At 54.6% G+C, this 21,439-nt stretch carries 21 protein-coding genes; 15 read left to right on the top strand and 6 right to left on the bottom strand.

Annotation, left to right across the window (positions count from 1 at the left end; translation table 11 throughout):
• Positions 1 to 10 precede the first annotated feature (10 nt).
• On the bottom strand, positions 11 to 1,060 hold the full coding sequence (locus tag R3196_RS06850; protein ID WP_318936051.1) for a branched-chain amino acid aminotransferase: 1,050 nt from the start codon (positions 1,058 to 1,060) through the stop codon (positions 11 to 13).
• A 122-nt stretch (positions 1,061 to 1,182) separates the two neighbouring features.
• On the opposite strand from R3196_RS06850, the gene R3196_RS06855 reads away from it, so the two are divergent.
• The 5 genes from R3196_RS06855 (at position 1,183) to ligD (R3196_RS06875) (ending at position 7,167) form a co-directional block, all read left to right on the top strand.
• Positions 1,183 to 3,303: a diguanylate cyclase gene (locus R3196_RS06855; RefSeq protein ID WP_318936023.1), complete on the top strand. Its 2,121-nt coding sequence runs from the start codon at positions 1,183 to 1,185 to the stop codon at positions 3,301 to 3,303.
• A gap of 69 nt (positions 3,304 to 3,372) precedes the next feature.
• Complete coding sequence (locus tag R3196_RS06860) at positions 3,373 to 4,587, top strand: EAL domain-containing protein (RefSeq protein WP_318936025.1); 1,215 nt, start codon at positions 3,373 to 3,375, stop codon at positions 4,585 to 4,587.
• A 9-nt stretch (positions 4,588 to 4,596) separates the two neighbouring features.
• Entirely contained in the window at positions 4,597 to 5,199 is a 603-nt protein-coding gene (locus tag R3196_RS06865; protein WP_318936027.1) for a DNA polymerase ligase N-terminal domain-containing protein, read from the top strand.
• The gene (gene ligD, locus R3196_RS06870) at positions 5,192 to 6,220 is read left to right on the top strand and encodes a non-homologous end-joining DNA ligase (protein ID WP_318936028.1); all 1,029 of its coding nucleotides are present in this window, start codon (positions 5,192 to 5,194) and stop codon (positions 6,218 to 6,220) included. Before R3196_RS06865 ends, ligD (R3196_RS06870) begins: the two co-directional genes overlap by 8 nt.
• A 17-nt stretch (positions 6,221 to 6,237) precedes the next feature.
• Positions 6,238 to 7,167, top strand: a complete 930-nt coding sequence (gene ligD, locus R3196_RS06875) for a non-homologous end-joining DNA ligase (RefSeq protein WP_318936029.1) — start codon at positions 6,238 to 6,240, stop codon at positions 7,165 to 7,167.
• On the opposite strand, the gene R3196_RS06880 is transcribed toward ligD (R3196_RS06875), so the two are convergent.
• Complete coding sequence (locus R3196_RS06880; RefSeq protein ID WP_318936031.1) at positions 7,164 to 8,138, bottom strand: alpha/beta hydrolase; 975 nt, start codon at positions 8,136 to 8,138, stop codon at positions 7,164 to 7,166. The two genes, ligD (R3196_RS06875) and R3196_RS06880, sit on opposite strands and share 4 nt — an antisense overlap.
• A 25-nt stretch (positions 8,139 to 8,163) precedes the next feature.
• On the bottom strand, positions 8,164 to 9,477 hold the full coding sequence (locus R3196_RS06885; RefSeq protein ID WP_318936033.1) for a mechanosensitive ion channel family protein: 1,314 nt from the start codon (positions 9,475 to 9,477) through the stop codon (positions 8,164 to 8,166).
• A gap of 138 nt (positions 9,478 to 9,615) precedes the next feature.
• Here R3196_RS06885 and R3196_RS06890 point away from each other — a divergent pair, with 138 nt between their 5' ends.
• Genes R3196_RS06890 through R3196_RS06900 form a run of 3 tightly spaced genes read left to right on the top strand, consistent with a single transcriptional unit; the run spans position 9,616 to position 12,416 of the window.
• Positions 9,616 to 10,356 (top strand): type II CAAX prenyl endopeptidase Rce1 family protein, encoded by a 741-nt coding sequence (locus tag R3196_RS06890; RefSeq protein ID WP_318936034.1) that lies wholly within the window; start codon positions 9,616 to 9,618, stop codon positions 10,354 to 10,356.
• Positions 10,353 to 11,447, top strand: coding sequence for a threonine aldolase family protein (locus R3196_RS06895; protein ID WP_318936036.1), 1,095 nt, complete (start codon positions 10,353 to 10,355; stop codon positions 11,445 to 11,447). The genes R3196_RS06890 and R3196_RS06895 overlap by 4 nt, the downstream gene beginning before the upstream one ends.
• A 51-nt stretch (positions 11,448 to 11,498) precedes the next feature.
• The gene (locus tag R3196_RS06900; RefSeq protein WP_318936037.1) at positions 11,499 to 12,416 is read left to right on the top strand and encodes a M14 family metallocarboxypeptidase; all 918 of its coding nucleotides are present in this window, start codon (positions 11,499 to 11,501) and stop codon (positions 12,414 to 12,416) included.
• Here the strand turns inward: R3196_RS06900 and R3196_RS06905 are convergent.
• Complete coding sequence (locus R3196_RS06905) at positions 12,405 to 13,136, bottom strand: MauE/DoxX family redox-associated membrane protein (protein ID WP_318936038.1); 732 nt, start codon at positions 13,134 to 13,136, stop codon at positions 12,405 to 12,407. The genes R3196_RS06900 and R3196_RS06905 overlap by 12 nt on opposite strands.
• A gap of 136 nt (positions 13,137 to 13,272) precedes the next feature.
• Here R3196_RS06905 and R3196_RS06910 point away from each other — a divergent pair, with 136 nt between their 5' ends.
• The 4 genes from R3196_RS06910 to R3196_RS06925 are packed head-to-tail and all read left to right on the top strand — an operon-like array spanning position 13,273 to position 18,314.
• Positions 13,273 to 15,075 carry an acyl-CoA dehydrogenase gene (locus tag R3196_RS06910; protein ID WP_318936039.1) on the top strand — a complete coding sequence of 601 codons (1,803 nt, stop codon included), beginning with the start codon at positions 13,273 to 13,275 and terminating at the stop codon, positions 15,073 to 15,075.
• A 28-nt stretch (positions 15,076 to 15,103) separates the two neighbouring features.
• Complete coding sequence (locus tag R3196_RS06915; RefSeq protein WP_318936040.1) at positions 15,104 to 15,844, top strand: esterase/lipase family protein; 741 nt, start codon at positions 15,104 to 15,106, stop codon at positions 15,842 to 15,844.
• An 11-nt stretch (positions 15,845 to 15,855) separates the two neighbouring features.
• Positions 15,856 to 16,101 (top strand): hypothetical protein, encoded by a 246-nt coding sequence (locus R3196_RS06920; RefSeq protein WP_318936041.1) that lies wholly within the window; start codon positions 15,856 to 15,858, stop codon positions 16,099 to 16,101.
• Positions 16,098 to 18,314, top strand: a complete 2,217-nt coding sequence (locus R3196_RS06925) for a glycosyltransferase (RefSeq protein ID WP_318936042.1) — start codon at positions 16,098 to 16,100, stop codon at positions 18,312 to 18,314. Before R3196_RS06920 ends, R3196_RS06925 begins: the two co-directional genes overlap by 4 nt.
• Here the strand turns inward: R3196_RS06925 and R3196_RS06930 are convergent.
• Positions 18,311 to 19,006: a TVP38/TMEM64 family protein gene (locus R3196_RS06930; protein ID WP_318936043.1), complete on the bottom strand. Its 696-nt coding sequence runs from the start codon at positions 19,004 to 19,006 to the stop codon at positions 18,311 to 18,313. The genes R3196_RS06925 and R3196_RS06930 overlap by 4 nt on opposite strands.
• A gap of 152 nt (positions 19,007 to 19,158) precedes the next feature.
• Between R3196_RS06930 and R3196_RS06935 the strand changes: the two genes are divergently transcribed.
• Positions 19,159 to 19,731 (top strand): uracil-DNA glycosylase family protein, encoded by a 573-nt coding sequence (locus R3196_RS06935; protein WP_318936044.1) that lies wholly within the window; start codon positions 19,159 to 19,161, stop codon positions 19,729 to 19,731.
• Positions 19,732 to 19,739: 8 nt separating this feature from the next.
• Here R3196_RS06935 and R3196_RS06940 read toward each other — a convergent pair whose 3' ends face one another.
• Positions 19,740 to 20,333, bottom strand: a complete 594-nt coding sequence (locus R3196_RS06940) for a hypothetical protein (RefSeq protein ID WP_318936045.1) — start codon at positions 20,331 to 20,333, stop codon at positions 19,740 to 19,742.
• A gap of 160 nt (positions 20,334 to 20,493) precedes the next feature.
• Here R3196_RS06940 and R3196_RS06945 point away from each other — a divergent pair, with 160 nt between their 5' ends.
• The gene (locus R3196_RS06945) at positions 20,494 to 21,030 is read left to right on the top strand and encodes a macro domain-containing protein (RefSeq protein ID WP_318936046.1); all 537 of its coding nucleotides are present in this window, start codon (positions 20,494 to 20,496) and stop codon (positions 21,028 to 21,030) included.
• A gap of 21 nt (positions 21,031 to 21,051) precedes the next feature.
• The coding region (locus R3196_RS06950) for an MgtC/SapB family protein (RefSeq protein ID WP_318936047.1) at positions 21,052 to 21,439 on the top strand (388 nt) is incomplete at its 3' end.

Genomic DNA, 21,439 nt, shown 5'->3' on the forward strand with positions numbered 1-21,439 from the left:
GTAACCGCTATCAGATTTTCGTAAGCCAGCCGCGGTTGTCAGTGGCTTCGCCCCACTGCACGGCGTTCAGGGCGCGGCGTAACTTTTCAGTGGTCGGGCCCTGGGCCCCGCTGCCCACATGGTAGTCCTTGCCGTTATGGATTAGCGTACCGACCGGCGTCAAAACCGCCGCGGTCCCTGATAACGCCGCTTCGGTAGCGGGTTTCGCTGCCCGTTCAAGTAATTCTTCGACGCTGAGTTCGCGCTCACTGACAGTCATTCCCATATCCCGTGCCAGTGTCAGCAGCGAATCCCGGGTGATGCCATGTAAAAACGAGCTATCCAGCGCCTTGGTAATAATTTCCTCGCCGTCAATCAGCAGAAAGTTAGCGGCACCGGTTTCCTGCACGTCACCGCCCGGGCAGAACAGGACCTGATCAGCATCCACTGATTTGCGTGCCCGCATAATCGGTTGCAGGGCGCTGGCGTAATTGCCGCCGCTTTTAACCATGCCCATATGCGCGGCACAGCGAGCGCCTTGCTCTTCCAGTAGCAGCCGCAGTGGCTTAGCGCCGCCGCTAAAGTAGTCGCCTACCGGCGACAATAATACATAGAGCATTGAGGTGCTGCTGGGGCTGGCCGCCTTACCAATTGCCGGTTCGGTGCCTATATGAGTCGGTCGGATGTACATGGATCCCGGCGGTTGAGGCACCTGATCGGCATAATGAGTGACGATGCTGACTATCATTTCTTCCAGCAGCTCAGGACTAATCTCAGGCAGCGCCAGCAACCGGCTACTTTGAATGAGCCGCGCGATATTGGCTTCCATGCGGAAAATATTGACCGAACCGTCCTTATGGCGAAAGGCCTTCAGGCCCTCAAAACAGGTACTGGCATAGTGCAGCACATGAGCGCCGGGGTGCAGCGATATATGGTTTGCGGAAACGCGCTCGGGCGTGCTCCAGCCGTTGCTATCAAAGGTAATCAATGTCATTTCGGGCATGAAAACAGTACCAAAGGCTGCCATCTTACGTCCTGCGCTTACGCTCTGCTGATGATAGACCGAGTGTAAAGGGCGCAGCCGCTAAGGGCAAATGCCATTACCCGGGCTCCTTCAACGCACCGCTGATCTGACATTCAGTGCGGCATGCGCTACTCTATATAATCCTAGACAACTTAATCATAGCTGAGGAAGTAAACGATTTGGCTTCGAAGACAAGTAGATCTTTTTCGTTCTGGCGTCATATTCCGCTGCGCGCTCAAATTATTGCCGGCTTTGCGGTGCCCATCGTGATTGTGGCCGGTTTGTCCTGGCTGGTATCCGTTAATATGGAAACTGTAACCCGACTGTCGGACCAGTCTGAGCGACTTGCGCGGGAAATAACGGTGCGCACCGAACTACTCAAAGCGGTAGTGAATGCAGAAACTGGTGAGCGCGGCTTCATCATTACCGGGAATGAGGAGTTTCTTGAGCCTTATCAAAACGCGCGGAAGCAGTTTATTAACGTAGCGTCGGAATGGCGCGAACTTTCAGGTGCCGATGGAGCAGATCCGCAATTGGCGCGCATGGAGGAGCTTTTTCAACGCTGGCTGAACGAGATTGCCGAACCCGCAGTAGCGGCACGCTCCCAAACGCCCGGGCGACTGTTCAGCCACAGCTTTAATGCCTACTATCATTTGAACCGTATGCAGGAACTTCTGCAACGAGAGACTATGCTCGAGCGGGTGCGGCTGGAGCTCAGCGAATACCAGGCGTCCTACAACAGAGCGTTGCGTGAAGCCCCGGCTGACACAGTGGGTGAAACCTGGTTGCCCATTGAGGTTGCCAGTGGCCAACTAACTGCGCTGGTTAAGGATCTGGAACCTGGCGGACCGTCGGCCGCGCAGCTGCAAAGTATCAACAGGCTGGCCGCGGGGTTGGAGCGGGACTGGCGGGAAATTACCCATGAGTACCGCGAAGCGGAAGATGTGAGTTCCGCGCTGGTCGCTTCTGGCCGCGGTAAAGCGCTGGTGGATGAAATGCGTGAAATTATTCGCGTTGCAATCCTGGAGAAAAAGCTCAGATACACCACAGTTAAAACGGAAGTCAATAATCGGATGCAATTAGTTGAACGCACGGCAGTGTTGCTGCCCGTGCTCGGTGTGGGTTTAGGGCTGGCCTTTTTGCTGTTGATGCAAATGGGCGTTATCTCCAGCATCGAGCGTTTGCGCCTGACGGCCCGCCGTCTCGAAAGGGGCGATTTAACAGCGCGCGTTGAAGATACGCGCTCCGATGAGCTGGGTACCCTGGCCGGAGATTTTAACCGCATGGCCGGGCAGCTCGAATCAGCTGATCGTGAAACCCGGATTCTGAATAGTTTGCAGTCGATGCTGGTGTCGTCTAACTCGGAGCTCGAAGCTTATGCGGCTACAGGGCGTGCATTCGAACGGTTGCTGCCGTCCATACCCGGCGCGCTGTACCTGATCGCGCCGTCGCGCGATTTTGCTGAGCGCATCATTGAATGGAATAATAACATTGAGCCGGTCCCACGATTCCATCCGGAAGATTGTCGTGCCCTGCGTCTCGGCCGCGTGTACAGGGCTTCTCATGAGTCAGCAGAGTTATTCTGCATGCATGCCGATGAGCATGAACTCAGCTTTTCGGTCTGCATTCCTCTGGTGACCCGTGACGAAGTGCTGGGGACCTTGTTCCTGGCGGCACCAAAGGGAACTTCGGCCAGTTTGAATGACCATGAACTGGCGCTGGCAAAAACCGTTGCCGAACGACTATCACTGGCGTTAAGCAACTTACGCCTTACAGAAAAACTGCGCCGCGAATCAGTCCGTGATCCCCTGACTGGTTTGTACAACCGCCGCTACCTTGAAGAAACGCTGGAGCGGGAGATTCAGCGGGTCTCTCGCGCCGGCAAGCCCTTATCGGTGATCACCCTGGACGTCGACCACTTTAAACGTTTTAACGATACTTTCGGCCATGAGGCCGGGGATCGGGTGCTGGAAGAGCTGGCGACGCAGATGACCAGCCTCGCCCGACCTGGCGATGTAGTCTGTCGTTTTGGTGGCGAGGAGTTTATGCTGATTCTGCCCGAGGCGGCCACTGACATTGCCAGCGCGCGAGCCGAAGAGTTGCGGCGCCGTATCGAAGGTCTCGAGCTCTTTTATGGCGGACATTCGCTGGGCACTGTAACCATTTCGCTTGGGGTTGCCACCTTCCCTGACCATGCCAGCAGAAAAGAAGACCTCCTGCGGCTGGCTGATAACGCTCTGTATGAGGCCAAAAAGCGCGGCCGAAATCAGGTCGCGGTAAATGGCACAGACCCCTCGTAGCGGCTTCGTAACTTGTGAAATACGCTGCTCACATCTATGCTTTGCGTTCTATTCAACTAAAGGAAGGCTATGGCTGGATTAAAGGAACTCATTGAATCAGCGAGGGAAAGTACTAAGGACTTTATTGGCCTTATCGTCGATTCAGTCCGGGAGCATCTGAGTGCCGATGTCTCGTTTCTGGCCGAGTTTAAAGGCGATCGCAAAATAGTTCGTCGTCTCTCCGGTGAGCCTCATCGTGTCTGTATCGAGGAAGGCCATAGCTTTCCGTTAAAGGAAACCTACTGCTATCGTGTCTCCAGAGGCGAGTTGCCCGCTGTTATCGAAAATGCCCTGGAAGACGAACGGGTGCGAGACCTGCCGATAACCGCACAGCTGAACATCGGCGCCTATCTTAGTGTGCCCGTCATGCTCTCGGGCGGGCGTCAGTACGGTACGCTCTGCGCACTTCATAACCATCCCAGCACCCACATACATGAACGGGATATGCGCTTTTTGCGCGTGCTGGGGGATATCCTCGGCGATCACCTGAGCCGGCAGGAATCAACTATCGCTGAGTATGAGATGAAAAGTGAGCGCATTCACCAGGCTATTGATGAAAGTGCGTTTCATGTGGTCTTTCAGCCGATCGTTGATCTCCATAGCGGTAAAACAGTCGGTGCCGAGGCACTCTCGCGATTTGATATGGAGCCCCGGCGGACGCCGGATCTCTGGTTCGCGGAAGCGGCCCAGGTAGGGCTGCAGGAGGAGCTTGAAGTTGCCGCAGTGCGTCTGGCATTAGGGCATATGGACCAGTTGCCGGAGGATATTTATTTGTCGGTAAACGTGTCACCACGAGTGCTGCTGTCTGATGCCCTGTTTGACGCGATCGAGGCAGTGGATGCCAGCCGGGTAGTAGTGGAAGTGACTGAGCACGAAGTGATGGAGGAGTATCAGCCGCTTATTGCTGCGGTACAGCGCCTGCATAGCACCGGAGCTCGTCTCGCGGTTGATGATGCCGGCGCCGGTTATTCAGGGCTCAGTCATATTATCCAGGTAAGCCCGCGGATTATGAAGCTGGATATGTCACTGACCAGGGGCATATACCAGGACGTGATAAAACAGGCACTGGCTATCTCAGCGGTAGTCTTTGGCTCGCGGATCGGTATGGATATTGTTGCAGAAGGCGTTGAGACTGCAGAAGACGTTCTGGCGCTGAAGATAATTGGGGTGCGTTATGCTCAGGGATACTACTTTGCCAAACCGGGCGCTCTGCCGTTAAGCACAGGTGAACCTGAAAAAACCTGAGAGGTAATTATGTCTGAAGATGACAAAGTACCGGAAGATTATCAGAAAAAACGCGATTTCGATAAAACCTCAGAACCGTCAAATGGTGACGTCAGCTTCGACTGGGCCGACGAGCGGCCGATCTTTGTGATTCAGAAGCACGACGCATCCAGCCTGCATTATGATTTTCGCATCGAAGTTGATGGCACCTTGAAGTCTTGGGCGGTGCCCAAAGGGCCATCCACCGATCCGGGCGATAAACGCCTGGCGGTGCCCACCGAAGACCACCCGCTGGATTATGCTGATTTTGAAGGGGTCATTCCCAAAGATGAGTATGGCGGCGGCACCGTGATGATCTGGGATCGGGGCTGCTACCGGAACCTCAAAGACGACAAATCCGTGGCCGATCAGCTTGACGATGGCCATGCCACCATCTGGCTGGAAGGCGAGAAGATCTGCGGTGGTTATGCACTTATCCATACCGACAGCGGTGATGACGAACGCTGGTTGCTGGTTAAAATTGATGATGAGAAAGCCGATGCCCGGCGCAATCCGGTTTCCACTGAAAAGACGTCCGTTGAAAGCGATCGCAGCCTGAAGGAAATCGATGACGAGGAGTCGGACGATGAGTGATCTGCTGAACAGGCTGTCCGACAACGCCCGGGAACAGGCTCAGGAAGTAGAGCAGCCAGATTGGATGGCTCCCATGCAAGCCAAACTGACCCACGACCATTTTTCCGATGATAACTGGCTGTATGAGCGGAAACTTGATGGTGAGCGCGTGATCGCATACATCGAAGCCGATGGCGAAGTACGCCTGATGTCACGTAACCAGGAATGCCTGAATGACAGTTATCCTGAGCTGGAGAAGGCGCTAAAAGAGTGCCACAAAGCGCCATGCATTCTGGATGGCGAAGTGGTGGCCCTGAACGATGAGGGCGTCAGTGAGTTTCAGAAGCTGCAGGCGCGGATGAAAGTGTCCAGCCGTGACGAGGCCCGGCAAAGCGACGTGAAACTCCACTTTTATTTTTTTGACTGTCTTTACATCGATGGTTATGACGTGACCGATTGCCCGCTGAATGAGCGCAAGAAGCTGCTGAAAGAAGCGCTGGACTGGCAGGACCCGCTGCGGTTTACCGAATACCGTAGAGGGGACGGCCTGGACTATTACAAAGAGGCCTGTGACAAGGGCTGGGAAGGCCTGATCGCCAAAGACGGCGAGGGCGCCTACGTGCACAGTCGCTCACCTAAATGGCTGAAGTTCAAGTGTGTGATGGAGCAGGAATTCGTTATCGGTGGCTATACCGAACCTGAGGGTGATCGCGTTGGCTTCGGCGCCCTGCTGTTAGGATTTTACCGCGACGATAAACTGGTTTATGCCGGGCAGGTCGGGACTGGCTTTGACGATGAAACGCTGGAGGATCTCCACGGGCGGCTGCAGAAAATTGAGCGTGACACCTCGCCCTACGATGAGGGGGATCCACCCAGTGATGTCCATTTCGTCGATCCTGAGATGGTGTGCGAAGTTGGCTTTACCGAGTGGACCAAAAAAGATCAGCTTCGCCATCCGCGCTTTAAAGGCCTGCGGCGTGATAAAAAACCAGAGGACGTGCATAAAGAGGAAGAGAGCCAGACGGCTGAACCGGAACTCTGAGTGAAGAGGGCAGCAAGGTGAAAATAGACGGACACGAGATTGAACTATCTAACCGCGATAAGGTGTTTTTCCCTGAAGCCGGCCTGACCAAAGGCGATCTTATTGATTATTATGAGCAGGTCGCTCCGGTCATGGTGCCGCACATGAAGCATTATGGCGTCAGCATGCAGCGCTTCCCTGACGGCATAGACGGCGACAGCTTTTACAACAAAGATACCCCCGACTACTTTCCCGACTGGATTGAACGGATAAACTTCCCGAAGCAGGAAGGCGGCAGCTTTAACGCACCCGTTATTACCAGCAAAGCCGGGCTGGTTTATCTGGCCAATCAGGCGGTGCTGACGCCCCATCTTTATCTGGCCCGCAAGGATAATCTGAATCACCCGGATAAGATGATTTATGATCTCGATCCCCCCGAAGACACTACTGATTACTCTGTGGTGCGCGAAGCGGCACTGGCGATCCGGCAGGTGATGCAGGAACTTGAACTTGAGTGTTGGGTGCAGACCACCGGCTCCAAAGGCTTTCACGTGATTATTCCACTGGATTGCAGTGCGGATTTTGATGCTGTCCGCGAATTCGCCAAAGATACAGCGCGCTTACTGGTGCGGCGCGAGCCCGATAAATATACCCTGGAGCAGCGTAAGAGTGACCGCAAAGGCCGGGTGTTCCTCGATATGTTGCGTAACGCTTACGGTGCCACCGCTGTAGCTCCTTATGCGGTTCGTGCCCGAGAAGAGGGACCGATTGCGACACCACTGGACTGGCAGGAGATTAAAGATGGCGCCTCGCCCCGGGACTGGACTATTGAGAGTCTGCCACGCCGACTGGCGCAAAAAGACGATCCCTGGGCTGGCATCCGTAAGCATGGCTACTCGCTTAGCGGACGCCGCGAACAGCTGGATGAACTGCTGGAGCAGGAAGAGCCCGCTGACGAGGAGTCTTAACGCAGCTCAGGCAGCCCCAGAAAATTAAGAACCGGTTGTAGTGACTGGTCAGGGTCCTCTTCCTGAGGAATATGACCAAGCTCCGGAAACACCACCAGTTCGCTATTACGGATATCTCTGGCATATTCATAGCCGTTCGCCACAGGAATTAAACGATCCTGAGCGCCCCAAAGAATAAGGGTTGGTTGCTGCAGCGACTTGATAATGGCCTGCTCATTGCCGTTGCCCTCCTGCTGAAAACGCTGACGTAACGCCTGCCGGTTTCCCTCGCGCCGGGCCATATCATAATAAAGATCAACCAGGTCATCAGTGACCAGATCCGGGTTCGCGTATACGTTCTCCAGGCTCTTACGCACCATAAACCGTGGCAATGTATAGTCCATAAGCTGGCCCAATACCGGTAACTGCGCCACATGAAATGCCAGCGGTAGTGACTCCGGTGGCAGAGGATAGCCGCCGCTCGGGTCAACTAGTACCAGCCGGGTAACCCGCTCCGGGGCAATTGCAGCGGTGGTCCAGGCAATGCGTCCACCCAGCGAATTGCCGGCTAACACAAATTTGTCGATTTGCAGGCTATCGGCCAGGGCAATCACAAATTCAGAATAGCTGGTGATGTGGTAGTCCTCGCGCGGGTGGGGCCCGGTCAGGCCAAACCCCGGCAGATCCACCCGGACTACCCGGCGCTGCTCGGATAGCCGCTCAGCCCAGCCATTCCAGGTATGCAGACTGGCGGAGGTGCCGTGGAGCAGGATAATCGGCTCAGGATCATTAAGTGGGCCTTCATCGCGTAAGTGTACCCGCATGCCCTGCAATTCGATAAAGGTTGATGGCGGCTTAGCCCAGCGCTCAGCCAGCTCCTCCACCGGCTTGCCGGGTGTCCAGAAAACAATCACAGCCACGGCAATGACCGCGGCTGCAAGGATGATTAATTTTGCGACAAATCGCAGCATAGCCTTAATAAATGTCGTCATGACGTGTTTCCCACGGTAATAACAATTATTTCTTCAGCAAGTTTTGTTCATCTGAGCTGCGTAACTCTGCAGCCACCTGTTTATCAATAGTGTCATCCGCACTGACATCCGTCTGGCTAATATCCGTAGGTTCAGGCACCAGGCGTTCAGCTGTGGCCTGCTCAGTTGCCGCCGGCGCGGCGCCGGGGATCGCGGGCAGCGGTGTTTCAAACCGCAGCCGGTAAGTCGGCTCCGGCATCTCGAGTGCGGCGTCATCAAAGGCCTGCTTCACAAAGCGAATGGCTTCGCTGCGTGCTTTCAATACATCGGTCTGGCGCTGATCGACCCAGCCCAGCACCCGCAAAATAACGGTGCTGGCGCCCAGCTCATGGATCAGGCACTGCGGTGCAGGGTCGCTGAGGATCCCCTTCATCTGACTCAGCGTCTGTCTGGCGAGCTGGCGGGCGTAGGACAAATCTGCATCCGGAGTAATATCGACATTAAAATCAAACCGGCGCAAAGGGTTAAGTGAAAAATTAGTCATCGAGGAGGTCATAATGACGCTGTTCGGGATGCGCAGATGGTTGCCGTCGAGGGTCATTAGCACAGTATCGCGGGAGGTCAGGCGGACGACACTGCCGGTGAACTCACCGATCTCTATAACATCGCCAATACTAAAGGGATTGCGGGCACTTAATAAGATACCCGCCAGATAGTTCTCTACGATATTGCGAAACGCAAAACCGACCGCGATACCGAACACGCCAGCTACGCCCAGTACCGCGCTGAACAAAGCGGTCGCGTTGAGAATTTCCAGGGCGATGATTAAGCCGATAATGGTAATGGTCAGGCGAATAACCCGGCGTCCCAGCAATGAGGCGAGCTCAGACACCCCGAGCCTTTGCAGCCAACCGGATCGGTTACTGGCCCAGCCGCCGATAAACCAGAATAGCACGACCACCGCGAGGGCAATGAGTAGCAGTGGCAGCAACTGCAGGGTGGTATTGCCCAGTTCCTGAAACTTCTGGGTCAGCGGTTGTAAGCGTGCGCCGATCTCTAGTCGCTCGGTCAGTTTATTGCGCACGTGCACAACCCCTTCAGTGCGCGCAGCAATCGCTACCAGCGAACGCGCTTCGTCCAGGCTGGCCACTTCACCGCTGAGCGTGACGACACCCGCTTCCACCGAGACGTTCACGGCGTCAAGCTCGCCGATGGCCGCCAAAATACTCCGGATGCGGGTGGCAATGGCCTCGTCCTGAGGTGCGTCTACAACCTGGATTTGTGGCTCAGCGACAGCGGCTTCCTGAGCCACCGCAAGCGCCGGCGCTGAAACCGCCAGAATGAGAGTAAAAAGCAACATGAAAGATTGATTTCTCATAATAAAAGCTTCTGTATTATTTGAAGTTATTACCAGTGTAGCTGTTTTTTTGCTGTTGAGCGTGCATCACAGGTGCGTTATAACAGAAACTCATTTCTTCTACACAAGGCTCAGGTGTCCGTGACGACCTCCGTTCCGTGGTTTCGTATTGTCATCTTCATGCTGCTGGCGATACTTATTTCGCTGCCTTTTCGGTTTGCGCTGGTCGACTGGCCGGCGATGGACCTTGACCTGTTCGGGGTGCCGGTGTTGCGCGCGCTGCTGGAAGGTAGTGGACCTATTATTGCAGTGCTGGTGGTAACCTTGGGGTTACGCCAGTATTGGCGGCCTGTTACTTTTTCGGGTAGCTCGACTGTTCACGCGTTGCTGATGCTGCTCACTGCTCCGGTGGTCTTTACCCTGATCGGCGTACCCAACGAAACCGGTGTTTCACCACACTTATTCGGTCTGGCGCTCGGTGCTGGTACTATTATTTACTGCCTGTTTGAAGAAGCTGGCTGGCGCGGATTTTTACACAATGCGTTACACAGTTGGTCGCCGGCTCGGCGTTATGTCCTGGTCGGGATACTCTGGTACTTATGGCATTTTGGCTTTCTGGCCGAGGGTGCCACCCTGGCTAACCAACTCACGGCATTAACGGTGCTCATTGGCGGTAGCTTCCTGTTGGGTAAGCTGGCTGATGATACCCATGCCGTTGCCATTACCGCCGCTTTTCATCTGGTGGTCAATATTCTGGTATTTAACAATCTGGCACGGGACGTACCTGTTGCTGATCAGTTGCTGTTGACAGCGGGTTGCGTAGTGCTCTGGGTGCCTATTCTGATTCACTGGAAACGCACAAAGCCAATGGGGCAGTCATGACTGATCCGATCCGACAGGCTTATCAGGAAGCAGCGCGTCACGCGCATTCCTCTATTTTGCGGCATCCACCGGAATCCATGGCGACCACTTTGCGGCGGCTGGCTGATCGGGCCGAGGCGGCGGATGCCCCTGACTATTATGGTACTGGGTCGCTGATTGAAGACTTCGAAGCCAGGGTGGCGGCCATGCTGGGTAAACCGGCGGCACTGTTTTTACCCAGCGGTACCCTGGCGCAGCCAATGGCGCTGAAGATTCATGCGGGGAATCGAACTAAGCAGGTTATTGGTATGCATCCGACTTCGCATATGGTTTTGCATGAGCAAAACGGCTACCAGCATCTGTGGGGCCTGGAGGGACGGTTAATTGGCAACAAGCAGCAGGTGTTAAGCCATGACGACCTGCGACGACAGCCTCCGGAGGAGCTTGCTGCTATCGTGCTGGAGTTGCCGATGCGTGAGATCGGTGGGCAGCTGCCGGCCTGGGATGACTTGCAGGCACAGGTAAACTGGGCGCGGCAGCATAATATTGCAGTACATATTGACGGCGCGCGGCTGTGGCATTGTCCGGCTTATTATCAGCGGAGCCTGGCTGAAATCGGCGCGCTCGCAGATTCGGTTTACGTGAGTTTGTACAAAGATATAGGTGGTATCGCTGGTGCCGTGCTGGCCGGCGACGCGGGTTTTATTGATAAAGCCCGGATCTGGAATCGCCGCGCCGGCGGCAATCTGATCTCGCTCTACCCTTATATTCTGGCGGCCGGGCAGGGGTTTGCTGATAATCTGGCGAGCATAGATCAAGCAGTCGAATATACCCGGCGGCTGGGACCCCTGCTGGCAAATGTGGCTGATGTGCGGGTGAATCCCGAGCTGCCCCAGGCAGCTATGTTTCACCTGCATATTAACCGTGAACCGCAAGTACTGGTGCAGGCCGCAACTGGTTATGCGCAACAGCACGGTATCGTTGTGTTGCCCATCCCGCGGGCAACCGAAAAAGGCCGCAGTGTATGTGAGATCAGTGTCGGCCGCCGCACTATGGAACACCCGCCGGAATTCTGGCAACAGCATCTCCGTGACTGTCTGGCGACCAGCTAGTCTGGTATTATCGATCTATCATTCAATTCAGCAAGCAGTAAGGTGCACAATATGACCTCAGGAAAAGTATATGAAATCGGCACTCCGGGAAAACCCTGGGGTTCTGAAGAAAAGGCCGAATGGCTGGCCCAACAGACCGTCAAGCGCTCTTATTTCGACGATGTGGTGGATAAAATTGACACCCTGGAACAGGATTTTGATGTTGAGCGCTATGGTACCTTGCCTTATGAAGCCAGTACCTATCCGCTATACCTGGTAAAAACCCGCGATTGGGATGTCAGCAAGCCAGTGGTACTGGTCACCGGCGGTGTGCATGGTTATGAGACCAGTGGCGTGCATGGAGCGCTGCGTTTTCTGGAAACCAGAGCGCTAGACTACGCTAAAGTTGCCAATGTAATCGTAGCGCCCTGCATCAGCCCCTGGGGCTATGAAACCATTAACCGCTGGAATCCGCTGGCAATCGACCCGAATCGCTCATTTGTCGACAACAGCCCGGCGCGCGAATGCCGCTTCCTACTGGAATATATGAAGTCGCTGGAAGGCAAGCTACTGGTTCATATTGATTTGCATGAGACCACCGATACGGATAACAGTGAGTTCCGGCCGGCCCTGGCGGCGCGCGAAGGCACCGTTAATACCAACTGGAATATTCCCGATGGTTTTTACCTGGTGGCCGATGCTGACCGCAACGAGCCGGAGTTTCAGCAAGCTATTATCGAATCAGTCGAAAACGTCACGCATATCGCCGAGCCCGACGAGGATGGTAAGCTTATCGGGGTCGATATAGCCCAACATGGGGTGATCAACTATGCCGCTAAAAATCTTGGGCTGTGTATGGGGCTGACCAATGCCCGTTATGTCACCACCACCGAAGTCTATCCGGACAGTCCGAAAGCCACGCCTGAGCAGTGTATTCAGGCTCAGGTCGCGGCCATTACCGGTGGTCTGGATCAGGTGTTAGCCAAATAACATCCAGATACCGGCAATCATCATAAAGATATTTTCGGTCAGTGAAATTGCGCCTAGTGGTACGCGACTGTTGCCGCCGACACAGGCGCATTTTAGTTCGCGCTTATCGATATACACAGCCTTGACCACGGATACCGCGCCAATGGTACCAATAAACAGCGCGACGGGGCCGACCATCCAGCCCGGGAAATGCGCCAGCATGCCGATACCTGCATACGCCTCTGCGAACGGGTACACATACGCATAAGGCACGTATTTCATCGAGAGCAGGTCATAGGTTATGAACTGATTGGTAAAGGACGGTAAGTCCTGCAGCTTCTGAATCGCCAGCACCGCCATGCTGACAGCGATAAAGGTAAACAGGGTGTCGGCGGAAAGAATATTCTGCGAGCGCGCCCAGCTAATCGCTGCTGCCATCAGCAGAGAAACACCGAAAATCGCGATAACGGGCACATAAGTTGTGCCCTCATGGGCTTCTTCCGACATCCCGAAATACTTCCGTAGTTCGTCATAGCCGCCAATACGTTCACCATCAATAAACACCTGCGGAGTTGTTTCGACATTGTGCTTTTCCTGAAAGGCGTCGGTTTCTTCGCGGGAGTCGAAGGTATGATCCTCCACCTCGTAGCCTTTGCGTTGCAGCAGATCTTTGGCTTTAAGCCCGAAGGGGCAGATATGGCCGGAAAACTCCATACGATATAAGGTCGCTTGTTTCGACATCTAATCGATCTCCTTGCGTTATCAGAATAAGCTTATTGCTTTAAGTATAGTCAGCGCCGCAGAAAACGTCAGGCTTTAACCTGAGCGGGCTTTATGCGATAAACACATACTCGCAAATTCGGCTTCAGGAGTAGCTATGTCTCGTTTGGTGTCCCAGCAGGACCTTGAATTTTTGCTTTATCAGGTATTTTCCGCAGAGCAGTTAAAGGAGTATTCCTGCTATCAGGATTATGACCGCGAAACCTTCGATAGCATACTTGCCACTGCGCGCAGCATCGCCGAGCAGCACTTTTTACCTCACAACGCGAAAGCCGATGCTAATGAGCCGCGGTTTGACGGCGAGCGCGTAACCACAATTGATGAAGTCAAAGTTGCCTGGCAGAAATATGCGGAGTCTGGTCTGCTGGCGGCACGCCATTCTGAAGCGGACGGCGGCATGCAGCTGCCGGCGCTGATTAATATGGCTTGTAACGCCTACTTTATGTCGGCCAACCCGGCTACCGCGGCTTATCCTTTTTTAACCAGTGCTGCGGCTAATCTGATCCAGGCTTTTGGTACCGACCAGCAACGCCGGCTATATCTTAAGCCTATGTTCAGCGGTCGCTTTGCCGGTACGATGGCGCTTACCGAGCCCGACGTCGGCTCAGCCCTTGGTGATCTCAGTACCAAAGCGCTGCCGCAACCCGATGGCAGTTACCGCATCAAGGGCCAAAAAATGTATATCTCTGGCGGTGATCAGGATATTACTGAAAATATCGTTCATCTGGTGCTGGCGCGAGCCGGGGGAGCGCCTGCCGGAGTCAAAGGTATTTCGCTGTTTATCGTGCCCAAATTCCGACTGCATGACGATGGCTCAGTTGCTGAACGCAACGATGTGCAGCTGGCCGGGTTGTTGCATAAAATGGGGTATCGGGGCACCACCTCAACAGTGCTGAGCTTTGGTGAACGCGACGACTGTCACGGCTACCTGGTTGGTGAGCGCAATCAGGGCCTGAAGTACATGTTCAAAATGATGAATGAAGCCCGGGTTGGCGTGGGTCTGGGCGCTGCCATGATTGGTTACCGCGGCTATCTTGAATCCCTGGCTTACGCCAAAGACCGGCCCCAGGGCCGGCTGCCCGATGACAAAAACCCACAGAGCAAGCCGGTCCCTATCATTGAACATGCTGATGTGAAACGGATGCTGCTCAAGCAAAAGGCCTGGGTGGAAGGCTCGCTGGCCCTGTGCCTGCTCGCCGCCCGCCTCATCGACGAACATGAGGAGGGGGCTGACACCGATCGCGGCACTGATGCCGGCATCCTGCTGGATCTGCTGACCCCAATCGTTAAATCTTACCCGTCGTGGTATGGACCCAAGGCCAATGACCTTGCCATTCAGGTGCTTGGAGGCGCGGGCTATATCCGCGAGTACCCGGTGGAGCAATGCTACCGTGATAACCGGCTGAATCCGATCCACGAGGGCACGCACGGCATTCAGTCACTCGATCTGCTGGGTAGAAAGCTCTGGCAGCACAATGGCAAAGGGCAAAAATTATTGTTCGAAAGAATACAAAAGACCCTACTGGAAGCCGGTAAACGGCAGGAGCTGAGTGAACTGGTCGCCACTTATCAAACGGCGCTAAAACCTTTTATGCATACTTTGCTTACACTGGGCGAAGCCCTGGGCCAGGGTAAAGTCAGCGAAGCCCTCGCCAACTCGGCAGTATTTCTGGACGTAATGAGCAATTACGTGGTGGGCTGGCTGTGGCTGGAGATGGCAGATAAAGCGCTGGCTACGTTCGGTGATTCACCGGATCAAACGCAGCAGGACTTCGCCGCAGGCAAGCTGCAGGCCGCCCGTTACTTTATCCGCTGGGAGATCCCGCGGGCCCGGGCTCAGCTGCATCAGCTGAACGAACTGGACAATACCTGGCTGGCGATGCAAAGTGAGTGGTTCTGATACAGCTAACGGGCCAGACGAAACAGTGATGAAATCACGCTATTTAATTGTTTTAGTACTCAGTTTGCTGGGCAGCGCTGTAACGGCGCCGCTGGCAGCGAGCGCTCAGCCCCAGCACCTGGTGTTATTGCACGGCTTAGTGCGCTCCGCCACCGCGATGGAGAACCTGGCAGAAGCCGCCAGCGATGCCGGTTACCAGGTCTGCAATATCGACTATCCAGCCCGCCAGCATCCTGTCGGTGAGCTGGCGCGCCAGCACGTATTGCCAGCCATCATGGATTGCATCGGTGACTCCGGCGAACCCGTCGCTTTTATCACCCACTCAATTGGCGGCATTATTGTCCGGCAACTTGAAACCATGGATCCGCCATTTACCTTTGGTCGTGTGGTTATGCTGGCGCCGCCGAACCAGGGCACTCCGGTGGTGGATAAACTGAAAGGATCGGCATTATTTAAATGGATCGGAGGCCCGGCCGGCGCGCAACTGGGCACGAACCCGGATTCCTTAGCAAACCGGCTGGGCCCAACCGGCCTGGAGCTTGGTATTATCGCTGGCACGGTGTCGATCAACCCGTTGTTTTCCTGGCTGATACCCGGCAACGATGATGGCGTGGTAGGCGTTGAACAGACACCGCTTAAGGGCATGAATGATTACATCCGGGTTAGCGCGACCCATGCGCTAATGATGTTTGATGATGAAAGCATACATCAGGCATTATATTTTCTGGAACATGGCCAGTTCGATAAGCCAGCCGATGAAGCCAGATAGGGAGTAGATCTATGTCACTGAGTAAAGCGCAGCAAGAGCTTTGTAATAGCCATAACTATGACTTTTCCGGGCTGTCAGCTGTTTTTTTGAACTGCACGCTGCGGGCGATGGATTACGTAGTGCCTTTCGGGGTTTATCCCGATATGACAGAGCATGGTTTTGAACCCAATGCTGGTGGTATTCCCGCCCAGGGCAACCAGCGCAGCAAATGGGATGACGGCTGCCGCTTTGACCATCCTAACCCGGACTACAGATGAATCGTTTACGCACATTCTATTACGCCAACCTGCTACTGATTGCCGCGCTGATAATCCACCAGGGCTATTTGCATCTGTCGGAGGCTGAATTTTCGGATCTGCACACCGAGCAAGTAGATGCGATCAGGGCGAATCTTGCGGATGAAAGTGCCTATAAGTTCGCTGTGGTGGGCAATATCAAGAACTCAGTACAGGTGTTTCAGGATGAAATGATCCCGCAGCTGCACAATGATGATGTGGCTTTTCTGGTGTCGGCGGGGAATGCGGTAAGCTCCGGCGATGAAGAAAATTATCGCGCTATCTATGATGTGTTTGCGCACCTGGAAATGCCTTATCTGCTTACCTTCGGCGAGCAGGAAGGCAGTAACTTCGGCGACTTCCGTTTTTACGAGTATTTCGGGCCGCACTTTTTCTCGTTTGTCGCCGGTAATAGCCACTTTCTGTTTCTCGACGGTACCGGAAAGACGTCGCTGTCCTGGCAGATGAGCTGGCTCGAACGCGAACTCAGCGCTTCAACAGCGCGGCATAAGCTGGTATTTATCGGCTTGCCCGTGCATGAGCCCCTCGAAGAGACCCCGCTGTTTGAAGAAACGAATTACTTTGCCGACGCGGCGACGCGGCAGCGCCTGCGGGAGCTTTTTACCCGCCAGGGCGTTGACGTAGTGTTCTCGGCTAACCTTACTCTGTATGCCCACCAGACTATAGCCGGGGTTGATTATGTGACCACTGGCGGAGCGGGCGGGTTGGTCGTCGATGACGAGAACAGCTTCCATCATTACGTCGAAGTTTCGGTAACTGATGACGGTATAACGGTGGTGCCGCAGCGGGTTGACCCGGCAGCGCAAGGATGGCAGCGCACCGCTGAAAGTATCTGGTCGATGATCTATTCATTTTTCTATGTCAGCTTCCCGCGCTTTTTACTTATTGTCAGTCTGCTAGTGGTGATAGCGATGAAGCTTCATCGGTTACTGATAGAAGATAAAGATTACTATCGCGATTTCGATGTCGACACCGCAGCCTTTCTAAATAAGTCGCTTCGGGTCGGGATCTTTACCAATAATTATTTTCCTTTTGTGTCCGGCGTGTCGGTTTCTGTTGAACGCTTGCGCCGGGGCTTGCAAGAGTTGGGTGACAAAGTGCTGACGTTTGTGCCCGAGTATCCGCAAAGTGGCAAGAAAATCACCGAAGACGATAAAGAAATTGTGCGGCTACCGCGGCTGTACACTTTTGGCAACCGGGGTAATTTCCCTTTGGCTAATATCTTCTTACCGCGGTTTGGCCGGCGGCTGAAACAGTTTGCGCCCGATGTTATCCATGTTCACCATCCGTTCTGGATTGGCTCACTGGGGCTGTGGCTGGGTCGCCGGCGGCGGATCCCGGTAGTATATACCTACCATACCCGACTGGAGCATTACGCCCACTACGTGCCCTTACCGGGCCTGATTTTCCGCAACCTGATTTCGCACTATCTGGTGAAGCGCTTTGCCAATAAATGCAGCGGCGTGGTGGTGCCGACGTATTCCGCGGAAGAGTATCTGCGTATTATCGGTGTTAAAACGCCGATTCTGGTGCAACCAACCGGCATTGAGTTTCAGCGGTTTCAGAAGCTGGATAATCAGCAGTTGGCCGCATTAAAGGAAAGCTTTGGGTTAACGGATGAGCAGGTGCTGATTAGCGTCTCGCGGCTGGGTACAGAAAAGAATATCGATTTCATGCTGGAAGCATTAGTAAGGGTAAAGGCGAAGTCGCTTCGCCCCTTCAAGCTGCTGCTGATCGGCGATGGACCTGAGCGCGAGCGCCTGAAGCATAAAATCCGCCAGCTGGATTTGCACCATGACGTGGTTCTGGTGGGGCCGGTGCCGCCTGAGGAAATCACCGCTTATTACCAGCTCGGTGATATTTTTGTCTTTGCCTCAAAGTCCGAAACTCAGGGCATGGTTATCCTGGAAGCGATGTCGGCGGGTTTACCGGTGGTGGCAGTGCGTTCGAGCGGTATTGATGATGTCATTAAGCATGAGGTGAACGGCTATAAGACACCGGGGCGCCGCCGCGAGTGGAGTACTGCCGTGCGTGAACTGCTCGAAGACGATGCCCTGCGGGCGCGTATGAGCGGTGAAGCGCGCAGTTTTGCGGCGGATTTTGATGTATCCGAATTCGCCCGCGAAATCCACGAATTCTACGCCTACCTGTTGGCTGAGGCAGAGCAGGGCTAATCGAGCTCAGAAGCCTTGCGGCGCTGGCGCATAGCAGCCAGGTGCCGCAATAGCAGCAACGCTCCGATACCGGCCGCGAGCCCCGCCAATGACCACAGGATGTCATCACGATCAGCAGCAGTAACCAGCGTGCCGAGCTGGCTGCCCATCAGGGTAACTATTGCCAGGCCCGGCACCAGACCCAGTACAGAGCCCAGAAAATAATCGCGGAAGCGCAGGTGGAAAGCGCCGGCCAGCATATTGGTAAGGGTAAACGGAGCCAGCGGCAACAGGCTGATGACAAACATGGTCCGCACACCCCGCTCGGCCAGATGACGGGCAACCTTATTCAGTCGCTCGCCGCCATAGTTCAGCAAGGCTTCACGCCCCAGCCGGTGGCCGATCCAATACGAAGCTGCCGCTGAAGCCAGGCTGCCCGCTATGGCATAAAAAAAGCCCCAGACGGGCCCCAATAGCAGTCCGGTTGCGACTACCAGCACGGTAAGCGGAAACACCAGCAGCAAGGCGATAACATAAGTAATGACCACCGCCGGCAGCATCCACCACTCCCGGCGCCATTGCATCGTTGTTTCGATGATTCCGGCGACTCGTGTGGGCGTCAATGTGCCTTGCGCCGACAACCATTGCCAGAAAATAGCGCAGCCAATCAGAACCAGTAACACCAGAGCGATCGTTCGTAAAGATTTAGGCATGGAATTCGGACTGTCCCGGAGAGTAAGCAAAAAACCAGTATAAAATTTCTGGATCCTGAAGGCAATTCAGTGGTCTGGGTGGCTCGCTGAGTTGCGATCTGAGCCAGTTTGGTTAGGCTTAATAGTCAGATTGTGATTGAGAAGGAGACTCTGTGGAATCCTGGGAACTATTGTTAGAGCAAGTCCGCGCCTGCACCATTTGCCAGGCGGATTTACCGCTGGGTCCACGGCCGGTGGTGCAGATGCATCCGGACGCCCGCATTTTAATCGCGGCGCAGGCGCCCGGGCGGAGGGTGCATGCCTCGGGGAGGCCTTTTGACGATGCTTCAGGCGACCGCCTGCGGGACTGGCTGGGGGTAACGCCGGCGACCTTTTACGACCCGCATCAGATGGCCATTATTCCGATGGGCTTTTGTTATCCGGGCACGGGTAAAGCCGGTGATATGCCGCCCCGACGTGAATGCGCGCCGGCCTGGCGGAAGCCGCTATTGGCCCAGCTGCCCAATCTGGAGCTTACACTGGTAATAGGTAAATATGCCCACGACTGGCATCTGGATAAACGCAAGACAGTAACGGAACATGTCAGAGACTGGGAAGCACTGTGGCCGCAAGTGGTGCCGCTGCCGCATCCCTCACCGCGCAATAATATGTGGTTGCGCCGTAACCCCTGGTTTGAAGCAGAACTTATCCCGAGGTTGCGCGAGCGGGTAGCCGAACTGCTTTAACGGTGGGATCAGTGGGTCTGGAACAGTCGCTTAAGGATAAAATGCGATGGCGTGTAAACCAGCAAGATAGCCCCCGCCAGTAACAGGGCAAGATAGATGTGCGGTGCCAAATTTGTTTGCTGCTCGGCAAAACCGTAAACCCAGTTAATGTTTTTATCTGGCCCGGTAACCAGATAGGTAAAGGGAATAACCATCAGTGCAATCAGGATTTGGAGTGGATAGGCGCGCTTATCGTAGCCGTATTTCAGCAGCATCAGAATGATCACTGGTGGCAGGGCAAAATGAAAGATGCCCGACAGTAATTTAATGTACCAGGGCTCTTGATCAGTGAACATATAAAGCGCGACCTGGGTCAGGTTAGCTCCTGAAATAAAGTCCGCGACCCAATGCAGTTCCAGCAGCAAAACTCCAACCGCCATGGTACTGGCCAGCAAGCGATTTTCCCACCACAGTGCCGGCACCATGAGGATCAGGGCGATGTCAGAGAACCAGAGGAAATTGGTCACGCCCAAGGTATACCAGTAAACCGGTATGATGATCAGAACCATCAGGGTATAAGCTACCTTTACCCACAGAGGAATCCGCTGTTGTGCCATACCCATGTGATCCTTATTAAAAAAAAACCGGCCGATACTTCTAAAACTGGCAGCCGGTTGCAAAAAAATCAACTTTTTCCGGTGCTTAGTTTCGGCATAAAAGCCGGTCTTATACTATGATTTATGCTACTGAGGTATCAGCTAAGCGAAGAGGAGGGCAACACGTATGCGGCAACGAGAATTATCCAATGTGAAGGTCGAATGCGTGCAGGGAGATATCGCCGATCAACCGGATATGGACGCAGTGGTTAACGCTGCAAACGCGCAGCTGCGCTCCGGCGGCGGTGTCGCCGGGGCGCTGCATGCTGCAGCTGGTCCGGAGCTTGAGGAAGCAGGCCAGCACCACGCTCCGCTAGAGCCCGGAGAAGCCGTAATAACCGACGCCTTCAAGTTACCCAACGACTATGTTATCCACTGCCTCGGCCCGGTATATGACCAGGATGAGCCCTCCGATAAATTACTAGCGTCCTGCTATCGCGAGGCGCTTAAACTTGCCGATGAGCATGGCATCGGGAAAATCGCATTTCCGTCCATTTCAACCGGAGCTTTTGGTTATCCGGTTGAGGCAGCGGCGCGGGTTGCTATGCATACTATTAAAAAAGTGCGCTCTGAACTGCAGAATGTTGTGCATATTCGGTTTGTGCTGCATACCACAAGCGATCAGCACATCTATGACGATATCCGTAAAGAGCTGTCGCTCTGATCACGACAACAAGGAGTTGCGGTGGAACTGTTTGAACGGCTCGGCGTCGCCCTGGCAGTGGGGCTGCTGATAGGTATTGAGCGCGGCTGGCACCAGCGTGGACGTGATGAAGGAAAGCGTTTTGCGGGCCTGCGAACCTTCGGCATTATCAGTTTACTCGGTGCTTTATGTGGCACACTTTCTGACAAGCTCGACAGCGATCTGATGTTGGCGGCAAGCTTTCTTGGCTTCGCGATTCTGGTAGTGGCCGCCCATCTGCTCGAAGCCCGCAAAACCGGCGACTACGGTAGTACCACCAGTGTCGCCGCGCTACTGACGTTTGCGCTGGGGGCGGTTGCTGCGCTCGGTTATCTGGCACTGGCCGCGGCGGTTGCTGTGATTACCACCACCTTACTGGGGCTGAAGCCCG

Origin of the sequence: Pseudidiomarina sp. (assembly GCF_033722695.1) — a bacterium.
Classification (GTDB): Bacteria; Pseudomonadota; Gammaproteobacteria; order Enterobacterales; family Alteromonadaceae; genus Pseudidiomarina.

Coding starts and splice junctions, on each gene's coding strand:
- R3196_RS06860 (WP_318936025.1), top strand. CDS start 3,373: ATGGCTGGATTAAAGGAACTCATTGAATCAGCGAGGGAAAGTACTAAG.
- R3196_RS06865 (WP_318936027.1), top strand. CDS start 4,597: ATGTCTGAAGATGACAAAGTACCGGAAGATTATCAGAAAAAACGCGAT.
- ligD (WP_318936028.1), top strand. CDS start 5,192: ATGAGTGATCTGCTGAACAGGCTGTCCGACAACGCCCGGGAACAGGCT.
- R3196_RS06880 (WP_318936031.1), bottom strand. CDS start 8,138: ATGACGACATTTATTAAGGCTATGCTGCGATTTGTCGCAAAATTAATC.
- R3196_RS06885 (WP_318936033.1), bottom strand. CDS start 9,477: ATGTTGCTTTTTACTCTCATTCTGGCGGTTTCAGCGCCGGCGCTTGCG.
- R3196_RS06895 (WP_318936036.1), top strand. CDS start 10,353: ATGACTGATCCGATCCGACAGGCTTATCAGGAAGCAGCGCGTCACGCG.
- R3196_RS06900 (WP_318936037.1), top strand. CDS start 11,499: ATGACCTCAGGAAAAGTATATGAAATCGGCACTCCGGGAAAACCCTGG.
- R3196_RS06905 (WP_318936038.1), bottom strand. CDS start 13,136: ATGTCGAAACAAGCGACCTTATATCGTATGGAGTTTTCCGGCCATATC.
- R3196_RS06910 (WP_318936039.1), top strand. CDS start 13,273: ATGTCTCGTTTGGTGTCCCAGCAGGACCTTGAATTTTTGCTTTATCAG.
- R3196_RS06915 (WP_318936040.1), top strand. CDS start 15,104: ATGAAATCACGCTATTTAATTGTTTTAGTACTCAGTTTGCTGGGCAGC.
- R3196_RS06920 (WP_318936041.1), top strand. CDS start 15,856: ATGTCACTGAGTAAAGCGCAGCAAGAGCTTTGTAATAGCCATAACTAT.
- R3196_RS06925 (WP_318936042.1), top strand. CDS start 16,098: ATGAATCGTTTACGCACATTCTATTACGCCAACCTGCTACTGATTGCC.
- R3196_RS06930 (WP_318936043.1), bottom strand. CDS start 19,006: ATGCCTAAATCTTTACGAACGATCGCTCTGGTGTTACTGGTTCTGATT.
- R3196_RS06940 (WP_318936045.1), bottom strand. CDS start 20,333: ATGGGTATGGCACAACAGCGGATTCCTCTGTGGGTAAAGGTAGCTTAT.
- R3196_RS06945 (WP_318936046.1), top strand. CDS start 20,494: ATGCGGCAACGAGAATTATCCAATGTGAAGGTCGAATGCGTGCAGGGA.